Raw genomic sequence first — 923 nt, 5'->3', positions numbered from 1 at the left:
CAGACGGGACGCCCGGCCTCTTTGCGCTCACCCGCGCCACGGGCGATGCGCGCTACGCCGACGCCGCCACCCGTTCCGGCGCCTGGCTCTGGGCCAATACGCGCGTGCCGGAGACGGTCCCGGGCGGGGAGGGGCTGTTCTACAATTTCGTCGATCCCGCGACGGGCGCGGTGATCACCGACCGCTCGCCCACCCATCCGGGGGTCGCTTCGCCCACGATCACCCAGACCGCGCGGCCGAACATCGAAGGCTTCCTTTTCGCCGACATGTGCCGACATACCGGCGAGCGGGTCTGGTGCGATCGGTTCATTGCGCAGGCCTACGCCGCGCTGAAGCGCCAGGACGAGAACGGCCTCTGGATGGCGTTCGAGCCGAACGATCCCACGACCGGCCAGGTCCATCCCCGCTTCAACGTCTGGAACGCCGAAGCGCTGCTGGAGGCCTATCGCCTGACCCAGGACCGCGCGTTTCTGGAGGGCGCAGCGCGTACCGGGCGCTTCATGGCCCGCGTGATGCGCGCCGACGGGACGATCCCCTATGATCTGCGCGCGGACGGCACGGCCCTGCGCATGTCGATCACGGGGTCGGCGACCGCTTACTCCGGCATTCTCTGGCTGCGGCTGCGCGATTACGGCGTTGAAGGCTTCGACCAACCGATCGAGCGGGCGCTCTCCTGGGTGCTGGCAAACCGCTTCCCGCCCGATCACCCGGACCCGAACCTGCGCGGCGCGGTGCTGGAGACCCGCGTGCGGGTGGTGGACGGGCGCACCCGCATCGCGGTGCGCGATATCGCCAGCGCTTTCGCGCTGCGCTTCCTCGCCATGGCCCACCACGACCTCGCCGGCGGGGACACCAACCAGACGCCCGGAGGCCGCCCATGATCGCATCGCGTCGCAGCCTGCTCGCCGGAGCGGGGGCCCTTG

1 protein-coding gene is annotated in these 923 nt (G+C 70.6%); it reads left to right on the top strand.

Annotation, left to right across the window (positions count from 1 at the left end):
• On the top strand, positions 1 to 881 hold an 881-nt coding region (locus tag ACLD7X_RS17135), incomplete at its 5' end, for a hypothetical protein (RefSeq protein WP_411424897.1).
• Positions 882 to 923: the final 42 nt, after the last annotated feature.

This window comes from Aphanothece microscopica RSMan92 (genome assembly GCF_046613545.2).
In the GTDB taxonomy this organism is placed as follows: domain Bacteria; phylum Cyanobacteriota; class Cyanobacteriia; order PCC-6307; family Cyanobiaceae; genus NIES-981.
This window is presented reverse-complemented; position numbering and strand designations above follow the sequence as displayed.